13 protein-coding genes are annotated in these 18,666 nt (G+C 71.1%); 9 read left to right on the top strand and 4 right to left on the bottom strand.

From position 1 onward, the window contains the following. Window positions 1-45 precede the first annotated feature (45 nt). From OG524_RS15590 to OG524_RS15580, 3 genes are all read left to right on the top strand, one after another. On the top strand, window positions 46-1,323 hold the full coding sequence (locus OG524_RS15590; RefSeq protein WP_405812464.1) for an acetyl-CoA C-acetyltransferase: 1,278 nt from the start codon (window positions 46-48) through the stop codon (window positions 1,321-1,323). 111 nt (window positions 1,324-1,434) lie between these two features. After that, on the top strand, window positions 1,435-3,363 hold the full coding sequence (locus OG524_RS15585; RefSeq protein ID WP_405390215.1) for an AMP-dependent synthetase/ligase: 1,929 nt from the start codon (window positions 1,435-1,437) through the stop codon (window positions 3,361-3,363). 152 nt (window positions 3,364-3,515) lie between these two features. Further along, window positions 3,516-4,334, top strand: a complete 819-nt coding sequence (locus OG524_RS15580; protein WP_405390216.1) for a M23 family metallopeptidase — start codon at window positions 3,516-3,518, stop codon at window positions 4,332-4,334. A gap of 52 nt (window positions 4,335-4,386) precedes the next feature. Here the strand turns inward: OG524_RS15580 and OG524_RS15575 are convergent, their stop codons facing one another. Together OG524_RS15575 and OG524_RS15570 are read right to left on the bottom strand one after the other, a co-directional pair. Continuing rightward, window positions 4,387-5,118, bottom strand: a complete 732-nt coding sequence (locus tag OG524_RS15575) for a siderophore-interacting protein (protein ID WP_405390218.1) — start codon at window positions 5,116-5,118, stop codon at window positions 4,387-4,389. Between the two features lie 76 nt (window positions 5,119-5,194). Beyond that, window positions 5,195-6,721, bottom strand: a complete 1,527-nt coding sequence (locus tag OG524_RS15570) for a CehA/McbA family metallohydrolase (protein ID WP_405390219.1) — start codon at window positions 6,719-6,721, stop codon at window positions 5,195-5,197. Between the two features lie 201 nt (window positions 6,722-6,922). Here OG524_RS15570 and OG524_RS15565 point away from each other — a divergent pair, with 201 nt between their 5' ends. Further along, entirely contained in the window at window positions 6,923-7,768 is an 846-nt protein-coding gene (locus OG524_RS15565; RefSeq protein ID WP_405390221.1) for a TIGR03619 family F420-dependent LLM class oxidoreductase, read from the top strand. A 154-nt stretch (window positions 7,769-7,922) separates the two neighbouring features. Beyond that, on the top strand, window positions 7,923-9,407 hold the full coding sequence (locus OG524_RS15560; RefSeq protein WP_405390223.1) for a peptidoglycan D,D-transpeptidase FtsI family protein: 1,485 nt from the start codon (window positions 7,923-7,925) through the stop codon (window positions 9,405-9,407). Between the two features lie 174 nt (window positions 9,408-9,581). Here the strand turns inward: OG524_RS15560 and OG524_RS15555 are convergent, their stop codons facing one another. Further along, window positions 9,582-10,265 carry an HAD family hydrolase gene (locus OG524_RS15555; protein WP_405393184.1) on the bottom strand — a complete coding sequence of 228 codons (684 nt, stop codon included), beginning with the start codon at window positions 10,263-10,265 and terminating at the stop codon, window positions 9,582-9,584. Window positions 10,266-10,385: 120 nt separating this feature from the next. Between OG524_RS15555 and OG524_RS15550 the strand changes: the two genes are divergently transcribed. The 4 genes from OG524_RS15550 to OG524_RS15535 all read left to right on the top strand — a co-directional run bounded on the left by OG524_RS15550 (window position 10,386) and on the right by OG524_RS15535 (window position 16,845). Continuing rightward, window positions 10,386-12,968 (top strand): bifunctional FO biosynthesis protein CofGH, encoded by a 2,583-nt coding sequence (locus OG524_RS15550; RefSeq protein ID WP_405390224.1) that lies wholly within the window; start codon window positions 10,386-10,388, stop codon window positions 12,966-12,968. A gap of 265 nt (window positions 12,969-13,233) precedes the next feature. Further along, window positions 13,234-14,946: a PHP domain-containing protein gene (locus tag OG524_RS15545; protein WP_405810694.1), complete on the top strand. Its 1,713-nt coding sequence runs from the start codon at window positions 13,234-13,236 to the stop codon at window positions 14,944-14,946. Then, window positions 14,943-15,437 carry a hypothetical protein gene (locus OG524_RS15540; RefSeq protein WP_405390226.1) on the top strand — a complete coding sequence of 165 codons (495 nt, stop codon included), beginning with the start codon at window positions 14,943-14,945 and terminating at the stop codon, window positions 15,435-15,437. The genes OG524_RS15545 and OG524_RS15540 overlap by 4 nt, the downstream gene beginning before the upstream one ends. Window positions 15,438-15,729: 292 nt before the next feature. Next, window positions 15,730-16,845: an ADP-ribosylglycohydrolase family protein gene (locus tag OG524_RS15535; RefSeq protein WP_405390227.1), complete on the top strand. Its 1,116-nt coding sequence runs from the start codon at window positions 15,730-15,732 to the stop codon at window positions 16,843-16,845. A 69-nt stretch (window positions 16,846-16,914) separates the two neighbouring features. On the opposite strand, the gene OG524_RS15530 is transcribed toward OG524_RS15535, so the two are convergent. Further along, a complete protein-coding gene (locus OG524_RS15530) occupies window positions 16,915-18,498 on the bottom strand; it encodes a sodium:solute symporter family protein (RefSeq protein WP_405390228.1) in 1,584 nt (527 codons plus the stop codon). Window positions 18,499-18,666: the final 168 nt, after the last annotated feature.

The following is an 18,666-nucleotide window of genomic DNA, read 5'->3' as shown; positions in this document are numbered from 1 at the left end:
CTCCTGAGTAATGTTACTCAAGAGTCAGGAGCTGGTCGAGATGAGCTGGTCGAGTTGATTCCCCTCGGACTTCCGCAGCCCCGCCGCGTCGCCGTTCTCGGCGGCAGCCGCATCCCGTTCGCACGCTCCGACGGCCCGTACGCGCGTGCCTCCAACCAGGAGATGCTCAGCGCCGCGCTGGACGGGCTCGTCGAGCGGTTCGGCCTGGGCGGACGGCAGGTGGGCGAGTTCGTCGCGGGCGCGGTCCTCAAGCACAGCCGGGACTTCAATCTGGCCCGCGAGACCGTCCTCGGCTCCGCCCTCGACCCCCGCACCCCGGCGTACGACATCCAGCAGGCGTGCGGGACCGGACTGCAGGCCGTCGTCGCGGCTGCCAACAAGATCGCGCTCGGCGCCGTCGACTCCGCGATCGCGGGCGGTGCGGACACCACGAGCGACGCCCCCCTCGGCGTCAACGACCAGCTGCGCAGGATCCTGCTGGACGCGCGCCGCGCGAAGTCCACGGGCGGCCGGCTCAAGGCCCTGGCGGGCGTACGCCCCCGCCACCTCGTCCCGGACATCCCGCGCAACGCCGAACCCCGCACCGGCCTCTCGATGGGCGAGCATGCCGCGGTCACCGCCCGGAAGTGGGGCGTCCCCCGCGCGGACCAGGACCTGCTGGCGGCCACCAGCCACCAGCGGCTCGCCGCGGCCTACGAGCGGGGCTTCCTGGACGACCTCGTCGTCCCGTACCTCGGCCTGGACCGCGACCAGAATCTGCGGCCCGGCTCCACCGTGGAGAAACTCGCCACGCTGAAGCCGGTGTTCGGTGCCGATCACCCCGACGCGACGATGACGGCGGGCAATTCGACCCCCCTCACGGACGGTGCGGCCACCGTGCTGCTGGCGAGCGAGGAGTGGGCCGAGGCCCATGGCCTGGAGCCGCTGGCCTACCTGTCGCTGTACGAGACGGCGGCCGTGGACCACGTGGACGGCGAGGACGGGCTGCTGATGGCGCCCGCGTACGCCGTCCCGCGCATGCTGGAGCGCGCCGGGCTCACCATCGAGGACTTCGACCTCTTCGAGATCCACGAGGCCTTCGCCTCCCAGGTCCTCGCCACGCTGGCCTCCTGGGAGAGACGGGGCCTGGCACCCGTCGCCAGGGACAAGCTGAATGTGGTCGGATCGTCCCTCGCCACGGGCCATCCGTTCGCCGCGACCGGAGCCCGGATCGTGGCGACCCTGGCCAAGCTCCTCGCGGAACGGGACGCACCCGGCCGGGGCCTCATCTCGGTCTGCGCCGCGGGCGGCCAGGGGGTGACGGCGATCCTGGAGCGCCCCTGACCCCGAGCCCCCACAGCTCGCACGTGTACGACCCCGCCGCACCCAGTAGCCCGTACGGCGCCGGAACCCAGGGACGGGCCCGGCGCCGGCCCCCATGTCGAGGAGCCGCTCGTGTCCACGCCCCCATCCGCCGCCACGCCCGCCACGCCCGCCGTGCCCGCCGTGCCTGTCCTGGTCGAGCCGACCAAGGTCAGGGCGGCCGACGGCACGGTACGGGAGGTCTCCGTACCGCTGTTCGCGCCCACGGTCCGGCGCGGATCGCTCGCCGAGATCCCCTTCGACAACGCCGCCGAGGCGCCGGACGAGCCCGTCCTCAGCCGCAAGCAGGCCGACGACAGCTGGCAGGACGTGACCGCGGCCGACTTCGCCGCCGAGGTCCAGGCCGTCGCCAAGGGCCTGATCGCGGAAGGCCTCCAGGCCGGCGACCGGCTCGCGATCATGGCCCGTACGACCTACGAGTGGACGCTGCTCGACTTCGCGTCCTGGGCGGCCGGGCTGGTCACCGTGCCGATCTACCCCACCTCGTCCGCCTTCCAGGCCCGCTGGATCCTCCAGGACTCGGGGGCCGTCGCCTGCGCCGTCGAGACGAAGGAGCAGGGCCGGCTGATCAGCCAGGAGCGCCAGCAGCTCGGCGACCTCGCCCATCTCTGGCAGTTCGACACGGGCGCCGTGGGCCGGCTGAAGAAGCTCGGCAGGGAGATCCCGGACGCGGTCGTCGCCGCCCGCCGCGCCACGCTGGAGCCGCACAGCCCCGCCACCCTCATCTACACCTCGGGCACCACAGGCCGCCCCAAGGGCTGTGTCCTGAGCCACGGGAACTTCTTCGCCGAGGTCGACAACGCCATCGAGCTGCTCCACCCGGTCTTCAAGTCGGTCTCCAAGTACCCCGCGTCCACCCTGCTGTTCCTGCCCCTCTCGCACGTCTTCGGCCGGATGGTCGCGATCGGCTGCATGCGCGCCCGGGTCCGGCTCGGGCACGCGCCGTCCATCCGGACGGAGGACCTGCTCGCGGACCTGGCGGGGTTCAAGCCGTCGTTCCTGCTGGCCATCCCGTACGTCCTGGAGAAGGTCTACAACACCGGCCGGGCCACCGCCGAGAACATGGGCCGCGCCTCGTCCTTCGACCGGGCTGCCCGGATCGCGCAGCGCTACGGCGAGGCGGTCGAGGCGCAGCAGCACGGTACCGGACCCGGTCCGGGCCTCGGGCTGCGCGCGGCGCGCGCCCTCTACGACCCCCTGGTCTACCGGCGCATCCGGGCCGCGCTGGGCGGTCACGTCCGGTACGCGATCTGCGGCGGCTCCCCGCTGGGGCACCGGCTCGCCGCCTTCTACGCGGGCGCGGGCATCCAGATCTTCGAGGGCTACGGCCTGACGGAGACCACCGCCGCCGCCACGGTCACCCCGCCCCTCAAGCCCCGGCTGGGCACGGTGGGCTGGCCCCTGCCCGGCACCTTTGTACGGATCGCGGACGACGGGGAGGTCCTGCTCGGCGGCGGACAGGTGTTCCAGGGCTACTGGGACACCGAGCAGGGCAGGGCGGTTCCGTACCTGGAGGACAACTGGTTCCCCACCGGAGACCTGGGCGCGCTGGACGAGGACGGCTACCTCACGATCACCGGCCGCAAGAAGGACATCATCATCACGTCCGGCGGCAAGAACGTCACCCCGGCCCCGCTGGAGGACTGGCTGCGCGCCCATCCGCTGGTCGGGCAGTGCATGGTGGTCGGCGACAACCGGTCGTTCGTCAGCGCCCTGATCACCCTGGAGCCGGACGGTCTCGCGCACTGGCGCCGGATGCGGAAGAAGGAGGGCGTCCCGCTGCGTGAACTCGTCGAGGACGAGGAGCTGCGTACGGCGCTGCAGCGGGCGGTCGACGAGGCCAACCGGCTGGTCTCGCGCGCGGAGTCCATCCGCAGGTTCACGGTCCTGCCGGTGGAGTTCACCGAGCAGAGCGGGCATCTGACCCCCTCGCTGAAGCTGAAGCGGGACGCCATCGCGCGGGACTTCGACGCGCAGATCGAGGAGATCTACCGCAAGTAGTGGCGGCGACGGGCGTGAGGGCTGGCCCGGCCGGGCCAGCCCTCCTGTTCCGTGGGTCTACTGGTGAGGCGTGAATTCCGGCACTCTGGGGTCCGTTCAGCACGGATCGATGCCCGTATCCCGCACCCCCGCACCCCACTCCCGGAGGAACCATGCGCTCGATACGTATCGCGCTGCTGGGGCTGATCGCCCTGGTGGCGGGCCTGCTCACCGCGACCCCGGCGGCAGCGGCACCGAACTTCAAGGCCCCTTACCCCTGCGGCCAGCAGTGGACGTACAGCCACCACTCGGCCGAGGTCAGACAGGCCCTCGACTTCGTCCGTACCGACGGCGGATCCACCGCGGGATCCCCCGTCCTCGCCTCCTCGGGCGGCACCGCCTACCGCTACTCGCAGCCGAGCGGCGCGGGCAACTACATCGCCGTCGACCACGGGGGCGGCTGGCAGACCTACTACTTCCACCTGGCCTCCTACTCCGTGGCCAACGGCGCCCAGGTGTCCCAGGGCCAGCAGATCGGCGTGACCGGCTCCACGGGCAACAGCTCCGGCGCCCACATCCACTACGAGCAGCTCTACAACGGCGTCGGCCAGAGCATCGCGATCAACGGTCAGTCACTCGCCCCGTACCCGGGCTCGTACTACGGCAAGTACCTGACCAGCGACAACGGTTGCGGCGGCGGTACCTCGAAGTACTGGGTCGACACCTTCGCCGCCGCGACGGGCTACGCGGCGGCGAACACCGCCGACGCGCAGGGCGTGCTGAACGCCGGCACCAACTACGTGTACTGCAAGGTGTGGGGCGCCCAGGTCGGCTCCGGCAGCAGCTACAACCACTGGTGGCTGAGGACGGACCTGGACACCGTCTACGCGGGCAAGAACGGACGCGGGGCGTACGTGTCCGCGTACTACCTCTCCCGCTGGGGCAACGACGAGGCCCGCGACAACAACGGCGCGGTCATCCCGAACTGCTGAGCGCACGACCGGCCCCGCACGACCGGCACTGCGGTGCCGGTCGTGCGGACCGTCAGCTCGCGCGCCAGTAGCCCAGCGCGTCGACCCGGTCCTTGGGGACGGCCAGCTCCTTGCGGGCGAACGCTCCCAGGGTCCGGGTCGTCGACGTGTCGCAGGCGATCCAGACGTACACGTCCGAGGTGTCGGCGCCGAGCAGGTCGGGCAGGGCGGCCTTCACCTCGGCGACCAGGTGCGCGCCCGCGTCGCGGCGCGGGACCGTGCGCAGGGTGTGGTGCGCCGGGTGCAGACGGAAGGGAAGCTCCTCGTCCGAGGTGTGCGTCGTCTCGAACCAGATCGTCGCCGGGGTCCCCGGGACCGCGTCCAGCAGGGAGTTGATCGCGGGCAGCGAGGCCGTGTCGCCGATCACGAAGAGCCGTGCCGGCGCGGGCTCGGGCAGCGTGAAGCCGGTGCCCTGGAGCGTCGCGTCGATCGTGTCGCCGACCTGTGCCGTACGGGCCCAGGCGCTCGCCGCCCCGTCGTGGAGGGCGAATTCCAGACTGAACGTCCCGGCGGCCGGGTCCGGGTCGACCAGGGTGTAGGCGCGCTGGTGCGGCCTGCCGCCCTGCTCGAACCAGATCCTGACCCACATCGTCGGATGCGCGCCGCCGGTCGCGGCGAGGAGTCCGCCGTCGGTCACACTCACCCGCCGGAAGTTCTCGGTGACCTGCTCGACGCCGGTGACGGTGAAGGTGAAGTCCCGTCCCCGCATGAGCTTGAGGACGACGCCCTCCCAGCCGTGACCCATGACTGTTCCCCCCGACCCCGGAAATTATTGAGGTTAGGCTAACCTAAATCTCATGGTGGTGGGGGTGGTCGGCCCGTCATCCCGAGGCAGCGCTCCCACTCCCGAGGAACAGCGGGTTGGTGAGGGCCGCCAGGGCGCCCGGCAGCCCCGGGACCGACGCCGGGTGCCGGACCTCGGCCCGCACATAGGCGGCGTACGCCGGGGTGGTCCGCCACTCCACCGTGCCCTCCCCGGACGCGGGGAGCGCGGCCGTGTGCAGCGTGCCCTGGTCGGTGACGAAGTGCGCGGTGCACCCGGGGGCCCCGCCGACCTCCAGCCGCACGGTGACGGGTGTGTCCGGGCCGGCCGGGAGCCGTTCCCCGATCCCGGCGTGCAGACCGCGTCCGCCCGTGGCACCGAAGGCGAGCGTGACGGCGGACGACTCGGCGAGATACGAGCGGCCCGCCCGGATGCCGTCGGTGATCGCCTCGCGGGACAGCTCACGGGCCAGGACGACGGTCTGCGGGAGCCCCACCTTGTCCGGCTCCCGGTGCGCGTCGCTGCTTCCCACGGCCGGGATCCACGGCTTCGACGAACGGGTGGCCGCGACGAGGGAGTTGTCCCACTCGGCGAGGGCGATCTCGTCCTCCGGCGTGTACGGGCCGTTCCACACCTCCACCGCGTCCGCCTCGCCGTAGCCGAACTTCCAGTGGCAGCCGATGCAGGTGGCGTGCGGGTGCGCGGGCACGACCAGCCCGCCGGCCCGCCGCACGGCCTTCGCGAAGTGCCCGAAGCGGTTGTCTCGGGCCCGGTAGCGCCAGTCGACGAAGGTGCCGGGGTCGGTGGCGACCGCGACGACGTGTCCGTTGCGGGTGGTGACCTCCTCACCCGTCAGGATCAGCAGGTCGTCACCCCACAGTCCCTGCCAGGCGCTGTGCGCGGAGTGGGTGTTGTGCTCGCTGCTGTTGATGAAGTCGAGCCCGGCGGCGCGCGCGGCGGCGGCGATCTCCGCCGGGGTGCGCCTGCCGTCGGAGTGGACGGAGTGCAGATGGCAGTCGCCCCGGTACCAGGCCCGGCCGCGCCCCTTGGCGCGCTCCGGCGGATACACGGGCTCCGGTGTGGCCGCGGACGCGCCGAAGCGCAGGGCCACCGTCACCTCGTACGGCAGCCCGTCGGGCGCCACGGTGTACGGTCCGAGCGCGATGTGCCAGGTCCCGGGGCGTACGGGGCCGGGGAGATAGCCGGGAGTCGCCTCGTCCGCCCGGATGAAGAAGGTGCTCCGTGCCCCGCCGGACCAGCCGCGGAAGCCCCGCCCGCCGAGTTCCGTGCCGCGCTCGTCGAAGATGCCGATGTCGAGGGCGTTGCCCTGGGTGCCGGCCGGTACGGGAGTCCGCTCGTACGTGTAGGAGACGGTGATCTCCCGCACACCGCGCGGGACCTCGACGGGCAGGTAGACGAAGTCGGGCGAACCGGCGGGCAGCGTGCCGCGCACCGTCCGCTCCGTGTACTCCCCGGCCCCGTCCCCCTCCCGGGGAGCGGCGCCGGCGAAGCTCACCGGTCCCAGCGTCAGTGCGGTGGCGGCGGTGGTGAGAAGAAGGCCGCGTCTGGCGATCGATCCGGTCATACGAGTGGCTCCCCAGGGTGTCGTGAGTGACGAGGGCGACGTACGCGCACTCTGGTGTCCGGCGGTGAACTGCCGGGAAACACCGCGGGAGTTACGGCCGAAACGGAGCCACGTGCACCCCCGGACGGGCCGAACGCCCCGCAGCGGGCACCGCACGGCATACGTTGGGGTCGTCACGGACGACGACGGAGGTGTCCTCGCATGCGGATCGCCACAACGATCTTCCTCACCGATGAGACGATCACGCCGGTACGACTGGCCCGCGAGCTGGAGCAGCGGGGATTCGCCGGGCTGTACCTGCCCGAGCACACCCACATCCCGGTGAGCAGGGACACCCCCTACCCGGCGGGCGGCGAGCTGCCGCCCGAGTACGGCCGGACCCTCGACCCCTTCGTCGCCCTGGGGCAGGCCTCGGCGGTCACCGAGCGGCTGGCGCTCGGCACCGGCATCACGCTGGTCGCCCAGCACGACCCCGTCGACCTGGCGAAGCAGGCCGCCACGCTCGACCACCTCTCCGGCGGCCGCTTCACGCTCGGCGTCGGCTTCGGCTGGAACGTGGAGGAGGCCGCGGACCACGGGGTCCACTGGCCGACCCGGCGGGCACTGGTCCGCGACCGGATGGCGCTGATGCGCGCCCTGTGGGCGGACGGACCGACGGCGTACGAGGGCGAGTTCGGCTCGGTGCGGGCGAGTCACGCCTACCCCAAGCCGGTGCGGGAGCCGCGCGGGCCGGTGATCGGGCCGCGCACCCTGGTCGGCGGGGCCGCGGGGCCGAAGCTGTTCACGCAGATCGCCGAGACCGCGGACGGCTGGCTGCCGATCGGCGGGCGTGGTCTGACGGAGTCCGTACCGGCGCTGCGTGCCGCCTGGGACAAGGCCGGGCGTGACCCGGAACACCTCCAGGTGGTGCCGTACGCCGTCATCCCCAGCCCGGGCAAGCTGGCGCACTACGCGGACCTGGGCATCGAGGAAGCCGTCCTGCAGCTGCCCCCGGCGGGGGAGGCGGAGGTGCTGCGGGCCCTGGACGCGTACGCGGCGTATCTGTGACCGGGGCGGCCCGTTTGGCGCCGTGCGGTGGCCGAGACCGACCGGCGGCGGTCTCGGGTGCAACCATCAAGGCTAAAATTGCATCCTTCACCTCCGGACATCGATGGTGCGGCCCGTGTGCGTGTGTGCTCGGCTGCCGGGGAGCAGGAGCGCGATGAACAGGCCGTTGCGGCACATAGCCATTTTCTGCGGGCTGCTGATGCTGGCTCTGCTGATACGGACCAACTGGCTCCAGTTCGCCCAGAGCGAGGAGCTTTCCAGCCACGAGCACAACCGCAGGGTCAAGATCACCCAGTTCGCGACCCCGCGCGGTGACATCATCGTGGGCGGCAAGGCGATCACCGGGTCGAAGGCGGTCGAGGGGACCGACTTCAAGTACCAGCGCACCTTCAAGCAGGGCCCGATGTACGCGCCGGTCACCGGCTACGCCTCCCAGGCGCAGGGCATGTCGCTCCTGGAGAAGACGTACGACAGCATCCTCAGCGGCCAGGACGAGCAATTCGCCTTCCGGCACGCCAAGGACATCCTCACGGGTGAGCCGCGGCGCGGCGGCGATGTGATCACGACCATCGACCCGAAGGCGCAGGAGGCGGCCTACAAGGGCCTGACCGACCTCGACGCGCGGGGTGCGGTCGTCGCGCTCGACCCGGCGACGGGCAAGGTACTCGCGCTGGTGTCGACACCGTCGTACGACCCCTCGGTCTTCGCCGGCAACTCCTTCAAGGAGGGCGACAAGTTCCAGGCGCTGATCGACGAGAAGAGCAAGCCGCTGGCCAACCGCCCGCTGCGTGAGACCTTCCCGCCCGGCTCCACCTTCAAGATCCTCACCGCGGCGGCGGCCCTGGAGCACGGCGTCATCACGGACGTCAACGCGCCGACCGACGCGGTCTCCCCGTACCCGCTGCCGCTCTCCACGAAGAAGATCGGCAGCGAGGCGGGCGACGGGGTCTGCAACAAGGCCTCGCTCAAGACGGCCATGCAGTACTCCTGCAACAACGTCTTCCTCGACGCGGCGTCCAAGCTCGGCGACGACAAGATGCGTGAGACGGCCGAGAAGTTCGGTTTCAACGCGGACATCTACTCCGAGGACTTCGGCGACATGCTCGCCACGAAGAGCCTCTACCCGGAGGAGCTCGACAAGCCCGGCACCGCCCTGACGGGCATGGGCCAGGGCAGCCTCACGAGCACCCCGATGCAGATGGCGATGGTGACGGCAGCCCTCGCCAACGGCGGCAGGATGATGCAGCCCTACATCGTCGACAAGCTCCAGGGACCGGACCTGTCCACCCTGGAGGAGCACCAGCCGAAGCTGAAGAACCAGGCCGTCTCCGAGGAGACGGCGAAGAAGGTCCAGGAAATGATGGAGTTCACCGCCAAGGAGGGCAGCGCGCAGAAGGCGCTGATCGACGGCATCACGGTGGGCGGCAAGACGGGTACGGCGCAGCGCGGCGACGACGTGACCAAGGAGGTGCCGTACGGCTGGTTCGTCTCGTACGGCAAGAAGGCCGACGGTCAGGCCGTGGCGGTCGCTGTGTTCATCGACCCGACGGCGATGGACATCTCCCGCTCGGACATCTCCGGCGGTGGCCTGGGTGCTCCGATCGCCAAGAGCGTGATGCAGGCGGTGCTGGGCAAGTAACGCCGCGGACGGACACGCGCACGGGCCGGGCTCTCCACCCCTGATGGAGAGCCCGGCCCGTTCTCGCAGGAGAACCGGGCGGTGGGACCGGTATCAGGACCGGATCAGCGCCTGATCTCCTTGATCTTGAGCATTCGCGTGATGACCGGCGGGGCCCGTATCGGCGGCCCGCCCTCACGCCCTGGAAGGGACCGACCGGATGGTGGGGCGGGGCCGGTCCGCCTTGATCAGCAGGGCCGGCAGATCCGTCAGCGCGTCGATGCGCCAGTCCGCCGTGTCCGTCACGTCCGGGTGGTCCGCCCACCAGTGCCCGTACGCCCCCCGGCGGAGGTGGGCCGCCTGCAGCCCGGAGGACTTCGCCGGGAACAGGTCCTCGGCCGGATGGTCGCCCACGTACAGGGTGGCGTGCGGGGCCGCTTCCGAGACCTCCAGTACCCGCCGGAAGAACTCCGGGTGCGGCTTCGCCACACCCCACTCCTCCGACGTGACGACCAGGTCCGCCGGCAGGTCCAGGGCCCGCAGGAGCTCCCCGGCCCGCACCGTCCGGTTCCCCGCGACCACGACTCGCAGGCCGAGTGCGCGCAGCTCCGCCAGGGCGGGGCGGACGTCGGGGTAGAGGTCCCGCTCGTCCAGGTGCTCGCCGCGCCCGGCCGCCGCACGGGCGTGGTACGCCTCGTCGACGTCCATGTCGGGGCGCAGGATGCGCAGCGCGTCCGCGGCGTCGCGGCCCTGGACGACCGCGGCGCCGACGAGGGCGCTGACGGTGTGCGGCGGGACTCCGAGCCAGTCGGCCCAGGAGGCCCAGTGGCGGTCGTCGCGGACGAGGGTTTCGCCGATGTCGAAGACGATCGTTTCCATCACCTCTCCGAGCCTACGGGGCATGAGGGACATAACGGCCAAGGCGCCAGGGGGGCCGGGGCGGTTACGCCGGACAGAGGCCCTGGTCCGGGCAGGGTGTCCCGCTCGTATGCTCGGTTCATGACCGATCCTCAGCGCGGACGTCCCACGACCAACGCCATGCGGCGCGCCCTCCGACGGGCCCGCGACGGCGTCGCCCTCGATGTGGCCGAGGCCGCCGTACTGCTCCAGGCGCGGGGGGACGATCTGACGGATCTGGCCGCGTCCGCCGCCCGGGTGCGCGACGCCGGGCTCGACGCGGCGGGCCGTCCGGGAGTGATCACGTACTCCCGCAAGGTCTTCATCCCGCTGACCCGGCTCTGCCGCGACACCTGCCACTACTGCACCTTCGTCACCGTGCCCGGGAAGCTCAGGCGGGCGGGCCACGGGATGTTCCTGTCGCCGGACGAGGTCCTCGACATCGCCCGCAAGGGTGCGGAACTGGGCTGCAAGGAAGCCCTGTTCACGCTCGGCGACCGGCCGGAGGACCGCTGGCCCGAGGCGCGGGAGTGGCTGGAGGCCGAGGGGTACGACGACACCCTGGCGTACGTACGCGCCATGGCGATCCGGGTGCTGGAGGAGACCGGGCTGCTGCCCCACCTCAACCCCGGGGTGCTGACCTGGACCGATCTGCAGCGGCTCAAGCCCGTAGCGCCGTCCATGGGCATGATGCTGGAGACGACGGCGACCCGGCTCTGGTCCGAGAAGGGCGGCCCGCACCACGGGTCCCCCGACAAGGAGCCCGCCGTCCGGCTGCGGGTGCTGGAGGACGCCGGACGGTCCAACGTCCCGTTCACCACCGGCATCCTGATCGGCATCGGCGAGACGTACGAGGAGCGCGCCGACTCCCTGTTCGAGATGCGCAAGACCGCCCGCGCCTATCACGGCGTCCAGGAGGTCATCGTCCAGAACTTCCGCGCCAAGCCGGACACGGCGATGCGCGGGATGCCGGACGCGGAACTGGAGGAGCTGGCAGCCGCGATCGCCGTGGCCCGCCACATCCTGGGCCCCTCCGCCCGTATCCAGGCCCCGCCGAACCTCGTCGACGCCGAGTACGCGCTGCTGATCGGCGCGGGCATCGACGACTGGGGCGGCGTGTCACCGCTCACGCCCGACCATGTGAACCCCGAGCGCCCCTGGCCGCACATCGACGAACTCGCCGCCCGTACGGCCGAGTCCGGATTCCAGTTGCGTGAACGCCTCACCATCTACCCGGAGTTCATCCGGCGCGGCGAGCCCTGGCTCGACCCCCGGCTCCTCCCGCACGTGCGGGCGCTCGCCGACCCGGAGACCGGCCTCGCGAAGGAGGACGCGATTCCCGTCGGCCTGCCCTGGCAGGAGCCCGACGAGGGGTTCAACGCCTCCGGCCGCACCGACCTGCACCGCACCATCGACACCGAGGGCCGTACCGGCGACCGGCGCGACGACTTCGACGAGGTGTACGGGGACTGGGAGGCGCTCCGCGAGGCCGCCGCCCCCGGCATGGTCCCGTCCCGCATCGACGCCGACGTACGTCAGGCGCTGAGTCAGGCCGCCGACGACCCGACGAAGCTCACCGACGGCCAGGCCCTCGCGCTGCTCCACGCGGACGGGCCGGCGCTGGACGAGCTGTGCCGGATCGCGGACGCCCTGCGCCGGGACGTGGTCGGTGACGACGTCACCTACATCGTCACCAGGAACATCAACTTCACCAACGTCTGCTACACCGGCTGCCGCTTCTGCGCCTTCGCCCAGCGGCGCACGGACGCCGACGCGTACACCCTGTCCCTGGACCAGGTCGCCGACCGTGCCGCGCAGGCCTGGGACGTCGGCGCCGTCGAGGTCTGCATGCAGGGCGGCATCCACCCGGACCTGCCCGGCACCGCGTACTTCGACATCGCGCGCGCGGTGAAGGAACGCGTCCCCGGTATGCACGTCCACGCGTTCTCGCCGATGGAGGTCGTCAACGGCGCGACCCGCACGGGGATGTCCGTCCGCGACTGGCTGACCGCCGCCAAGGAGGCCGGTCTCGACTCGATCCCCGGCACCGCCGCCGAGATCCTCGACGACGAGGTCCGCTGGGTCCTCACCAAGGGCAAGCTGCCGACCGCCACCTGGCTGGAGGTCATCAGGACCGCCCATGAGGTCGGGCTGCGGTCCTCGTCGACCATGATGTACGGGCACGTCGACCAGCCCCGGCACTGGCTCGGCCACCTCAGGACGCTGGCCCGCCTCCAGCAGGAGACCGGCGGCCTGACCGAATTCGTGACGCTGCCCTTCATCCACACCAACGCCCCGGTCTACCTGGCCGGGATCGCCCGCCCCGGTCCCACCGACCGTGACAACCGGGCAGTCACGGCGATGGCCCGGCTGCTCCTCCACCCGCACATCACCAACATCCAGACCAGCTGGGTGAAGCTCGGTACGGAGGGCGCGGCCGAGATGCTGCGCTCGGGGGCCAACGACCTCGGCGGGACGCTGATGGAGGAGACCATCTCCCGGATGGCGGGCTCCGGCTACGGCTCGTACCGGTCCGTCCAGGACCTGGTGGCCATCGCCGAGCTCGCGGGCCGGCCGGCGAAACCGCGTACGACGCTGTACGGCGAGGTGCCCGAGGAGCGCGTCACGGCAGCCGCGGCGTCGGACGGCCACCTGCCGGAACTGCTGCCGGTGCTGCCGAGCTGAGGCTCCGCGGCAGACGCTCGGGCCGGCGGGCCGTGCCCCAAGAGGACACGGCCCGCCGGCCCGAGCGCACGAGGGACGCCACGGATACTGCTCGGTGCCACCTCAACTGGGCGTACGGTAACGGCAGTTGCGATGGCGAAAAGTGCCGGTCCGAGTCGTCATGTCCGTGATACCCCGTGATCAGCCTATGGTTGTTCAACGTTCACCTTTTGAGTCGATTCTCCTCACGCGGTCGCAGTGGCGCCGCAGGACCGAGGAGACCGGCATGGGACACGGGCACGGACACGGGCACGGACACGGGCACCACCACCATCACGACCACAGCCACGAGGCAGGTCCGGAACTGCCCGCCGCGTTCGACACCTCCGTGCCCGACGAGGCACTGACCCCCGAGCAGCAGTCCCGCCGCACCCTGCTGCGGCGCGCGGGCCTGCTGGGTGCGGGCCTGGCCGCCGGCGGCATCCTCACCCAGGGCGGCACGACCCCCGCGTACGCCGCCGAGGGGCGCCGGAAGAGCAGCGGCTTCCTGTGGCTGGCCGGTGACCACCACGTCCACACCCAGTACAGCAACGACGGCAAGTACCGGGTCACCGACCAGGTCCGCCAGGGTGCCCGGCACGGCCTCGACTGGATGGTCATCACCGACCACGGCAACGAGACGCACGCCAAGATCGGCGTGGAGAAGGTCAACCCGGACATCAAGGAGGCCCGGGAGGCGTACGCGGACACGCTCGTCTTCCAGGGCCTGGAGTGGAACATCCCGGCCGCCGAGCACGGCACCGTCTTCGTCCACCCGGGCAAGAACGAGGTCTCCGTCCTCAAGCAGTTCGAGCTGTCCTACGACGGCGGCGTGCGGAAGGCGACGGACTCGACGCCCGCGAACGAGGCACTCGCCGTCGCGGGCCTCAACTTCCTCGCCGAGCAGGTCCAGCGCCGCAAGGTCAAGGACATCCTGATGCTGGCGAACCACCCCGCCCGCAAGGGCATCGACTCGCCGCACGAGATCCGCGCCTGGCGCGACGCCACCTCCGCCCGCCACCAGATCGCCGTGGGCATGGAGGGCGCACCGGGCCACCAGGCCGCCGGTATCGAGCAGTCCACCGGCATGGGCCGCGCCCGTGGCCTCTACGACGGCAGCCCCGGCGCCAACTCCTTCGCCGGATACCCCCTGGAGAGCTACCGCACCTGGGGCGGCTTCGACTGGATGACCGCCACCGTCGGAGGCCTGTGGGACAGCCTCCTCGCCGAGGGCAAGCCCTGGTGGATCACCGCCAACTCCGACTCCCACAACGTGTACGCCGACACCGCGAAGCGCGGCGGCCCTGACAGCGACTACCTCACCAACGGCAAGCACACCGATCCCGTCTACCGCGGCGGGATCGACCTCACCGAGGGCGACTACTGGCCCGGCCAGTACAGCCGCACCCACGTCGGAGCCGACGGATTCAACTACGCCGCCGTCATGGACGGCATCCGCGCCGGCCGTGTCTGGGTCGACCACGGCCGGCTCGTCGGCGGGCTCGACGTCCGGGTCTCGGGCGGCAGCCGATGGGCCACGCTCGGCGGCGCGCTGCACGTCAAGAAGGGCACGAAGGTGACGCTCACCGTCGACATCGCTCTTGCCGGAGCCACGAACTGGGCCGGCTTCGTCCCCGAGCTGGCCCGGGTCGACGTCATCCAGGGCGATGTCACGGGCACGGTCTCCGACAAGGACACCTTCACCGCACCGACGGCGAAGGTGGTGAAGTCGTACGAGGTCGGGAAGTCCACCGGACGGGTCCGGCTCACGTACGAACTCGGCCGCGTCGACCGCCCGCTGTACGTCCGCCTGCGTGGCACCGACGGAAACCGGTCCGCGACGGGACTGCGGGGAGCCGCGGTAGACCCCGCGGGCCCGGCCGTCGACGTCGTCGGCGACGCGGACCCGTGGAACGACCTGTGGTTCTACTCCAACCCCGTGTGGGTCCTGCCTTCGTGAACACCTTCTGGATCGACACCGGTACGGCGACCCTGAGCGACGCGGACCGGCTCCTGACGTCACTGGCGGCCGGCCTCGGCCTCACCGAGGACGCGTTCGGCTGCACCCACCTCGTACGCGGCGACCGGCCACGGGTCGTGCTCTCGTTCACGGTGGCCTCGGCGGAGCCGGCCCGCCGGCTCGCGGCGGACGGGTACGAGGTGACGGCCGGAACACCGGACGAGGCGGGCCGGGCCGTCCTCTTCCCCGGTGCGTCCTCCCTCACCGGCACGCTGACCGTCGGGGAACTCCTCCGGACCTCCGCGATCGACCGGGTCACGGTGCTCGGATCGTCCGGTGAACCCGCCCCCGACCAGCGGCTCATGACGCGCGATCACGTCCGGCCGGTCCGGCAGGCGGGCGAACTGGTCCTCACCGCCATGCCGGCCGCGGGAGGTGTACTGGTCCCATTCGAGGAGCCGGACCCCACCCCCTGCTGCGCCGGCCACTGACCGCGCGATCCGGACCGGAATCACCTTCGGTAATCCCGCCCGCGCAAACACCCCCCGAATCCTTCCCGAAACCTCCTCCGAAACGATCTGCGGAACGAACTCCGAAACGATCTTCGGAATCCCGCACCGGAATCCGGCCGGGAAACCCCATCCAGGAAAACCGTGAGGAATGCCGTTCAAAAGTGCTCCCAAGTGCGACTCCGTACATAACGTTCCACCCCTGAATCGGCTCTTCCCGTTCGATTACAGTGCTTGCGCAGTCGCAAGCCGGTGAACGAACGGAAGGGGCACGGTGAGCACAGGGACCACGGCTGTCTGGGGCCGTGCCGCGCAACAGGACTTCCGTAGCCGGGTGCGGGGCTCCCTGCTCGGCGGCGCCATCGGTGACGCGCTCGGGGCGGGGGTCGCCGGATTCACCCTGGAGGCGATCCGCGCCGCCCACGGGGGGGACGGCGTCGTCGACTTCGTACCCGTCAACGGCAGGCGCGGCACCGTCACCGCCGTCACGCAGCTCACCCTCTTCACCGTCGACGGGCTGATACGGGCGCAGGTCCGCCGCGACACCGGCGCCTGGCACCCGCCCACCGACGTGTACCGCGCCCATCTGCGCTGGGCGGCCACCCAGAGCGCCTGGGGGCCCGACGAACGCCGCAAGGACAACGGCTGGCTGGCCGGGGAGGAGTGGCTGTACACCCGCCGCGCCCCCACCAGGGAATGCCTCGTGGGCTTCGGCGACACCACGATGGGCACCCTCGCCGGGCCCAGGAACCCCGCGGCGCGGGACTCGGCCGCGCTCACCCGCTCCGCGCCGTTCGGGCTGCTCGTCGGCTGGGAGCCGGCGCTCGTCCTCCAGCTGGCCGTCGAGTGCGCCGCCCACACCCACGGCCATGCCACCGCCCAACTGGCTGCCGGAGCCCTTGCCGTCATGGTGCACGGGCTGGCCCGCGGTGAGACCCTCGACGGCGCCGTACAGCACGCGCTCGCCCTGCTCGCCGAACGCCCGGGCAACGAGCAGGTCACCGAAGCGCTCCGCCAGGCCCTCGGCTCCGTACGCCAGGGCATCCCCGGCCCCGCCCTCATCGAGGCGCTCGGCGACACCGACTCCGCGGAGGAGGTCCTCGCCGTGGCCCTGTACTGCGCGCTGGTCGGCGAGGACGTACGGCACGGGCTGCGCCTCGCGGTGAACCACTCGGGGCCGTCCGCGGCCACCGGAGCCGTCTGCGGGGCCCTCCTCGGGGCCCTGCACGGCGAGACGGCCCTGCCTCCGGCCTGGCTGGCCGAGCTGGAGGGCCGCTCGACCGTCCTCGAGCTCTCCGACGACTTCGCCATGGAGATGACCCAGGGACCGGCCCTGCACAGCCCCACCGCCGTCGCCCCCGGCTGGCTGGCCCGCTACCCCCGGGGCTGAGCCGGAACACAGAGGTGGGCGGGCGCCGCCGCGCCCGCCCACCACGGCCGGTCCCTCCGCACGCGCGGGTCAGTCCTTCACCCCCTCGGGCACCACCGTGCCGTCCGGGCCCGTCTGCTGCGCCGGGACGGCCGCCGCGGTCGTCCCGCCCGCCGGGCCCCCGTCATCCGAATTGATCAAGTCGATGAGCGCGTCCCGCTCCGGGGTGTCCTCCGGCTTGATGAACCCGATCACGATGTAGAGCACCAGTGAGATCGCCAGCGGCAACGCCACCTGGTACTGCAGTGCGACGTCCGTCTTCACCGATCCGTCGAAGTTGTAGTTGGTGAGGTAGAACGCGAGCAGACCCGCCGCCCAGCTGGTGAGCGCCGCCGTCGGCCCCGACCTGCGGAACCTGCGCAGCAGACCCAGCATGAACGGGATCGCGATCGGACCCATGAGCCCGGCCACCCACTTGATGACCACCGAGATGATGTCCTTGAACGTCGGCGAGTTGATCTGGGTCGCCAGTGCCATGGACAGACCGAGGAACGCGAGCGTGGACAGGCGGGCGGCCATGAGCCCGCTGCGGTTGCTCCAGGTGCGGGCCGCCTTGGAGAAGACCGGCGCGATGTCCCGGGTGAAGACCGCCGAGATGGCGTTGGCGTCGGAGGAGCACATGGCCATCGTGTGCGAGAAGAACCCGACGACGACCAGACCCAGCAGTCCGTGCGGCAGCAGCTGCTCGGTCATCAGGGCGTAACTGTCCGACGCGTCGGGCTTCTTGGCCTCCACGAGCAGCGGAGCCACCCACATCGGGAAGAAGAGCACGACCGGCCAGACCAGCCACAGAACGGCGGACAGCCGGGCCGAGCGCGTCGCGGAGCGCGCGGAGTCCGTGGCCATGTAGCGCTGGGCCTGGTTCCACATGCCGCCGTTGTACTCGAAGGTCTTGATGAAGAGGTACGCCAGCAGGAAGGTCACCGTGTACGGGCCCGCCGTCGGGTCCGTGTGACCCTCGGGCAGCTTGTCCCAGACCGTCCACAGCGAACTGAAGCCGCCCAGCTTGCTCATGACGATCACCAGCATGGCCAGACCGGCGAACAGCTGGATGATGAACTGTCCGAGCTCGGTGAGCGCATCGGCCCACAGCCCGCCGACGGTGCAGTAGACGGCCGTGATGGCGCCGGTGACGAAGATGCCCTGGGTGAGGGAGATGCCCGTGAAGACGGAGAGCAGCGTGGCGATGGCCGCCCACTTGGCGCCCACGTCCACGATCTTCAGCAGCAGCCCGGACCAGGCCAGGGCCTGCTGGGTCTGGATGTTGTAGCGGTTCTTCAGGTACTCGAGCGGCGAGGCGACGTGCAGGCGCGAGCGCAGCCGGTTGAGCCGGGGGGCGAAGAGCTTCGCGCCGATGCCGATGCCGATGGCGATCGGCAGCGACCAGGTCACGAAGGACGTGACGCCGTACTGGTACGCGATACCGGCGTAGCCGGTGAACATCACCGCGCTGTAGCCGGACATGTGGTGCGAGATGCCCGACAGCCACCACGGCATCTTGCCGCCGGCCGTGAAGAAGTCGCTGACGTTGTCCACGCGTTTGTGCGACCAGAGTCCGATCGCGACCATCACACCGAAGTAGCCGATGAGCACGGCCCAGTCGAGACTGTTCATGTGCCCCCTCCAGGGGTCCGCCTTGTGAACGGGAAGCACTTCGTCAGTACGGCCGTTCAGCGGTTCCCCCGTGCGGGAACGGGGGACTTGGGGGATTGAACCGCCTGTTCGGCCCCTCGGTCAAGACATCCACGGTCAAGGATATGAACGCAGATCAGTAAGGCGAAC

The organism is Streptomyces sp. NBC_01520 (genome assembly GCF_045040375.1).
Taxonomy (GTDB): Bacteria; Actinomycetota; Actinomycetes; order Streptomycetales; family Streptomycetaceae; genus Streptomyces.
The sequence above is the reverse complement of the archived record's forward strand: the minus strand, read 5'-3'. Positions and strand labels throughout refer to the sequence as shown.